6 protein-coding genes are annotated in these 6,223 nt (G+C 33.6%); all 6 read right to left on the minus strand.

Annotation, left to right across the window (positions count from 1 at the left end):
* Nucleotides 1-45: 45 nt before the first annotated feature.
* Nucleotides 46-333 carry a type II toxin-antitoxin system RelB/DinJ family antitoxin gene (locus ABFX15_RS07100; protein ID WP_346024767.1) on the minus strand — a complete coding sequence of 96 codons (288 nt, stop codon included), beginning with the start codon at nt 331-333 and terminating at the stop codon, nt 46-48.
* Between the two features lie 139 nt (nt 334-472).
* A complete protein-coding gene (locus ABFX15_RS07105; RefSeq protein ID WP_346024768.1) occupies nt 473-1,321 on the minus strand; it encodes an N-acetylmuramoyl-L-alanine amidase family protein in 849 nt (282 codons plus the stop codon).
* Nucleotides 1,322-1,359: 38 nt separating this feature from the next.
* A complete protein-coding gene (locus ABFX15_RS07110; protein WP_346024769.1) occupies nt 1,360-1,905 on the minus strand; it encodes a sigma-70 family RNA polymerase sigma factor in 546 nt (181 codons plus the stop codon).
* A 566-nt stretch (nt 1,906-2,471) separates the two neighbouring features.
* A complete protein-coding gene (locus ABFX15_RS07115; RefSeq protein WP_346024770.1) occupies nt 2,472-3,005 on the minus strand; it encodes a DUF4411 family protein in 534 nt (177 codons plus the stop codon).
* Nucleotides 2,998-4,167 (minus strand): ImmA/IrrE family metallo-endopeptidase, encoded by a 1,170-nt coding sequence (locus ABFX15_RS07120; protein ID WP_346024771.1) that lies wholly within the window; start codon nt 4,165-4,167, stop codon nt 2,998-3,000. Before ABFX15_RS07120 ends, ABFX15_RS07115 begins: the two co-directional genes overlap by 8 nt.
* A 57-nt stretch (nt 4,168-4,224) precedes the next feature.
* Nucleotides 4,225-5,634 (minus strand): reverse transcriptase domain-containing protein, encoded by a 1,410-nt coding sequence (locus tag ABFX15_RS07125; RefSeq protein WP_346024772.1) that lies wholly within the window; start codon nt 5,632-5,634, stop codon nt 4,225-4,227.
* Nucleotides 5,635-6,223 lie beyond the last annotated feature (589 nt).

A 6,223-nucleotide genomic window follows, 5' to 3' on the forward strand; every position in this document is an offset into this window, starting at 1 on the left:
CCATCACCTTTACTAAAAGCCACATATACTGTAACAATATCATAGTTATTCATAGTCATACTCTTCGTTTGCAAACCACTCCTCGACTTCTTCTCTTGTCTCAAGCTTTTCTAATGGAGCGCGTTTAGATGCTTGATTTAGACGAATAGCTGCTTTTTGCTCCCTAGTTAACATTAGATCAAAGGGCAAGCCACCACTTGCTAGTACTTGTTTATAAAATGCATTGACTGCAGTTGTCTGATTTAATCCTAATTCCTCAAAAATCAGTTCAACTTCTTCGGCAACTTCTTTATCTATTTGAATCTGAATACGCTTCTTCTCTTTCATACTCATATTTACTCACTCCTTATTACTATTTGTATATATTATACTATTATTTTACTCAAATTTAGTTGTTTTGGCAATAAAAGCTTCTTCTCATCTAGATTATTGACCTTTAAACCGGTTTTTCATATGAGTTTATCTTTTTTGTTTAAACTAGTCGCACATAGGTTGAGCTAGCGGTAATGTAAAAAATCTTTCCGGCAGAATTCTTCACTTTATATTGTTCGCCTCTTCCAACTTTAATTTTTTCTAAAATAGTTGGAAACCCCAGACCCTTAGTGACATACCCGAACACATCCTGATCAGCCCAACTTGGTTTATTGTAAAACCTCAGTTGTCCGTCATGTATGCTTTCCACTCTTTTACCAATATAATCAGGAGCTGGCTTACTTGACTCTTTAACGTTCGAGTCAGGACTTGTCTTCTTTGACCCGTCCGGCTTCACATACTGAATACCGATTTTTCTGCAAATACATTCCACCACAGCTTCTGCTGCCTGGATAAACATGTCTGAGCGAGTATAGACTTGATGATCGACTACATTATCAATAAATCCATATTCGATGATGACCGTTTCTGTTTTCCCTGTTAAACGGTGCATGAAATAGTAGTCTGTTCCTTTTCTAATTTCTCTAGTGAATACACGGCGCAATGGAAGACCCGTTGTTTTGACTAGTGAATCAGCTATGTCTTTTGCAAAATCGGGCTTAGCATGGATAGAGTGAATTGTCTCTACTCCCCGTGCTGAACCGTTAAACGCATTCCAGTGGTTCGATACACAGACGTCATACTGATTTTTGATCCGAGCGATTCGTTGAGTGGGATCTAATGACACATCAGACTTTCTTGTAATCGCAACTTGAGCACCCAATGCTTTCAACCGCTTATACTGGTATAAACTTATTTCAAGTGTCCAGTCTTTCTCATTCACACCAAACCCGATTGCTCCCGGGTCCGTCCCGCCATGTCCCGCATCAATAATAATTGTCTTACTCATCTAGTTTCCTTCTCTCTTTATCAATATAAGCCTTGAATTTAACTCTTCAGCACTGCTTTAAAATGAGCCAGTTTAATGGCGGTCTTTTTTCTCCATTCATACACTGTCTTCCGGCTGACATTATGTTTTTTCGCTATATCCGTAATAGACAGCTGATCGATTGCCGCATCTCTCAAGTACTGCTGCTCATTAGGCGTCAAATATTTAAGCATCGTCGGCATCAACTCCCAGACCAGCCAGTCACTATCCGATTCGACACCTTCTTCTGGCACAGAACGATCAAGCGCCTCACCTATCAGTGTTTCTCTTTCCGCATTTTTGATCGCCTTTCTCATCTCATCAATAATTCCCCAACGAATTTTCTGAAAGGCATAACCGGTAAACTGATAGAAATACGCTTCCTGACACAAATCTTCCGGAAATGTCTCATAAGCCTCAACCAGCTTCAATAATCCAATCTGTACATAGTCATCGTAGTCCGGATGATTAAAGCGAATCCCGCACTTTCTCAGCACCCCATATACGATACTTTCATGAACGAAGAAAAAATCATGTTCCATCTCTTCTGTTAATTTTCTTTTCATTATTGATCCTTTTCTTGAAGATCTTCTGTTTTATTTGCACAAGGCCTTGTACACCCTTACTATAGGCGGAAGTGCTTTCTCATTCAAAAGGCCAAAAAAGCTGAAACTAATCCGAAATAAATGGAATCGAACAAGTTTGGGAGAAGTTTAGAAGAAAAATGGAATCGAAGGGAAGAATATTTAATCAACTTTTTATCTAAATTTAGCGGATGTGCAAAAAAAAATGACTCTGAAGGAGTCATCTTTTTCCCTATAATTTGGATTGGAATTTCAAACAATTTTAAAATGATAATCATCAGACATCTATATCTAAAAAAGACGAAACTGAGCAATTGTAAACTAATTTGTCTTGGAGCAAGATAGTCAGCAGCAAAACAAATAGCCCTTATTAAAATCTTATAGTAGCAAGGGCTACTTAGTTTGTCTATTAAGAACTAAGAGTCTGTAACTCATTTATAACAGGTTAACTCACTGCTGCTGAAGGTCGCACAGATGGCTCATTCTGTCCTATACACTCATGTAGTGTTCACAACTCCTGAGATAGATGGCAATATTTTAAATAAACCCTACAAATTGGAATTTAATCGACGCATAAATTCGAACACATCTATGCACTGCAAATTATAGTAATCTGCAACATCTGGGATTCGAGGTTCAGAACTTGTAGGATTCGTAGTATTTAATCCACCCAGACGCTTTTCCATAGTAACAATGACAGCTTCTTCTCGATTATTATTGAATTTTAATGCGGTAGAAATAAGGAACGGATCAGCTTTATTACCTTGAGCCCAAGTATTGTAACTAGCCGGTTTATAAAAGCCGCATGTGGTAATGTATTGCATTATTGAAGCATAATTGTCCACTATATGTTGATCAGAATTAGTATATAAAACATTATCGTGATTATGAATAGCATTCCTTACCCAAGTTCCTAAAAAGTCAGAATTGTTTATCAACTCATCTCTAACTTTATCAATCAAAAATATATTGTCGCCATAATTTTGCTCTAACCATATCCAAAAGCTAGGTGCGATATCATTGGAATAATAAAGTCGATGGGGTGCAATAAATGTATTAGCATCAAACAAGTACTTAACCATGTTTCACCCCTATCTTATTTATGAGATTGTCAAATGTATCTCCAGTACTGATATTTAACATATCAAAAGCGTCAGTATATAATAGCTCACCAGTAGAAGTTTTTTTATTTACTAAATTAACAAAACTATGATCTAATCTACTTAAGGCTGTTATATAAAAATTTCCTCCCCTATCTCCATTCTTTTTTTTATGATTAAGATTTTCATTGGCATATTTTACAACTTCTTTGTACACTAGTTCAAATTGTTCAGAAGATAGAGACTCTTCCTGTCTTAGTTTAATCGCAACAACTTGTGGACTAATGCCTAAACAATGCGCAACAGTTTGAATAGTATCAATTGTATAATCTTTGTTAAATAACTTCTTGATTTGTATTTTCGGCAATAATATTTCAGCAGCAACTTGGTTACACAGTCTTTCTAATTCTTTGTTTTCAATCTGTTCATTGAAATCTTGATTAAAAGTATTTAATAATTCTGGCACTCCTAACCAAATATGAGCAAGTTCATGGCACAAAGAAAACAATTGGGCTGTTTGACTATCTTTTGCATTTATAAAAATTAAAGGTGCGTACTCATCGATTAATACAAACGCCCTAAACTCTTCAAGATTCAAATTACGATGAGTATTAGATTTAACAATCCCATTTTTAAAAACTAATATCCCAACCTTATTTAAATAATCTGTTAGTACATTATAAGGACGGTCTACTTTTTGATTCCAATCAATAGATAAACCTAGAACTTCGCGAATATCACTTGCTATTGTCATAAAATCAGTATTTTTATTAAAACGACCCACAATAGGTAACGGATCAAACCCATCTTTAACTCGGCTTAGTCTAACAAATTCTTGTTTTCTTTCCATCTCGTAAATCGTTTCTAAAAGATCTCGACTTAATTCGTGATAGCGTTCATTATCAATTGTGCGATAATTAGCGATAGAAACTTCTTCCTGAGGTATATCGTTTAAAAAGAAATAGCCAAATGGAATATTTAACATCTTACTCAATTTTTGTATATTGCCAATTGATATTTCAGAAGATTCACTAAGCCAAATCTCTATTTTAGGGAATTTATTCTGGAGAGATACAATATCATTACTGGAACTTTCAATCGCCCAAGCAAGAACTTTTTTATCCACTTTGTATGTTGCAACCATATCTTCCCTCCTCAAATCTGCAATTTGGCTTTCTCTATAGTAAAAGTAGATAGAAAGTTAATTATCAATTTGTTTTACATAAATTTTTTTGCCCAATAACTTTTCTAGTTTCTTCTTCCTGTTTTTTATTTGATTTAGCATTGCATTTTCCGTATTTGGTGATACTTTATCAAATGTCCGCTGAGATCTTTTTACATATTCTATAAAATTGCTTTTTTGACTTCCATTTTCTAACTTGAAGCCTCTATCTGTAAAAAGACCATATATATAATTTCTATGTGGTATTTTCTTCATTACAGACTTATTCCAATTCTTATTGTTATATGTCTTTTTTCGCTGCATTAATTTAACAAATTTTCTCATTCTCGTATAAAATCTCTCTATACTTTTTTGACGCACAGTTACTGTTTTTCCATCGTATACAAAACCAAGATAATCGATTTTACATGTTTTAGAAGATGTATTTTTACTCATTTCAAAAATCTGTTCGCTTATTTTCCTATACTTATGTGTTTTTTCTTCCGCTATTATTAATTCATTTTCTGAAGCTAACTGGTATACGGTATCAACTATTGTTTGAAATTGTTCTTCTGAGTTCCCTTTTAAAGATTTAGGTATAACAATAATAAAATCATCTGAATACCTTCGGTAAAGTCCATTGGATTTTTCTACTAATGAATTAATTTTCCAATCAAAATTCATAGCATAAACATTGGCCATCACTGCACTGATTGGCACGCCTTGGGGTATCCCTTTCTTTGATTCATTGGACTTAATTTTATGCAAAATACGAAAATCAGATAAACTTTTATCAATTGATGTAAACTTTTTATAGCCTTGTTGTCTCAAAAAAGCTTCTATACCAAAATAATCTTCGATTATATTTTTATCAATATATCCATATTTAGTTACAGATTTAAATACATTATACCAATCATTTGCTAAATAATCTGTTAATAAAACCTCTTTTATACGTTTCTTTAAAAGATGATGATTGAGAGAGTCAAAATACCCTTTAAAATCACCGACTAAAATATATGCTTCTTCTTGTTTTGCAATATAATTAATCACTTCAGCAGCAAAATCAATATTAGATTTCCCATTTTTATTTCCTCGGTAGGCAATAGAGCTGTCATCTATCCCATTTTCACTAGCCCATTCATTGTAAAAACAATTTAATTGATTCGCATAGTATTTATAAATGTATCCATCTAAATGCCCCGCATATTTTATTGGGCGACTAGCGGGTTTATATGGTCGTCCATCAGTATATTCTGAAATATTAACTGTATATTTTTCTCTCTCTTGTTTATAACCTATTAATGGAAAAAAGCTATGTAATGCAATCTTATTAGGATTTTTGACATAGCTTTCTACTTTAGATATATGTTCAGGATAATCAAAATGAAAATATCCTTTTATTGAATAATCTTTCCTAGAAAATTTATATTTATTTATTTTTTCCACCTCAGTTAGTCAGTCCAGGATTAGCCATGGCAACTAATAACTCCCTTTCTGACAACGGACATACAAGCCTACAATTATTGCCCATTTAGATGTAGGCCAACCATGATCTTTACAACTATGTTATAGTGTACAGAGAGCGTTAGCGTCAACTTTAAACAATGAAAGTGTGGTAATTAATCTGATGATGACAATATTAGTACAACAGTTTGCCAGTTCAATACTGACTAGTCAAATTAATTCATTTCCAGAGTGCATAAAGCTTGCAAACGGACTCAGACATTATCTACTACCAACTTGTTTGGTAGGCGCTTTAAGTATACCATAAAAAAGGGAATATTTGTTCTCTAAAACTAAACTCATCAAACAAAATTATTTCCAAATTAGAGTGATGAACTTTACCTTAATAATAAAGCCAACCATAGTGTTGCATTAAAAATTGGCTCCTTCCAATATTAGTTAACTGAATTGAAATCTCTATTTTGGTAATCGTCTAAATCTGCATTTAATAAACATTACCACTAGTGTTGCATTAAAAATTTAACTGTTTCATGACATAAAAAAGTCCTTTATAATGGGGTTGGATGACTTA

The sequence above is a fragment of the Alkalibacterium indicireducens genome (genome assembly GCF_039522005.1).
GTDB lineage: Bacteria > Bacillota > Bacilli > Lactobacillales > Carnobacteriaceae_A > Alkalibacterium > Alkalibacterium indicireducens.

Bases quoted from the DNA above. Each gene is read 5' to 3' on its own strand.
- ABFX15_RS07100 (WP_346024767.1), bottom strand. From the start codon at position 333: ATGAGTATGAAAGAGAAGAAGCGTATTCAGATTCAAATAGATAAAGAA.
- ABFX15_RS07105 (WP_346024768.1), bottom strand. From the start codon at position 1,321: ATGAGTAAGACAATTATTATTGATGCGGGACATGGCGGGACGGACCCG.
- ABFX15_RS07110 (WP_346024769.1), bottom strand. From the start codon at position 1,905: ATGAAAAGAAAATTAACAGAAGAGATGGAACATGATTTTTTCTTCGTT.
- ABFX15_RS07115 (WP_346024770.1), bottom strand. From the start codon at position 3,005: ATGGTTAAGTACTTGTTTGATGCTAATACATTTATTGCACCCCATCGA.
- ABFX15_RS07120 (WP_346024771.1), bottom strand. From the start codon at position 4,167: ATGGTTGCAACATACAAAGTGGATAAAAAAGTTCTTGCTTGGGCGATT.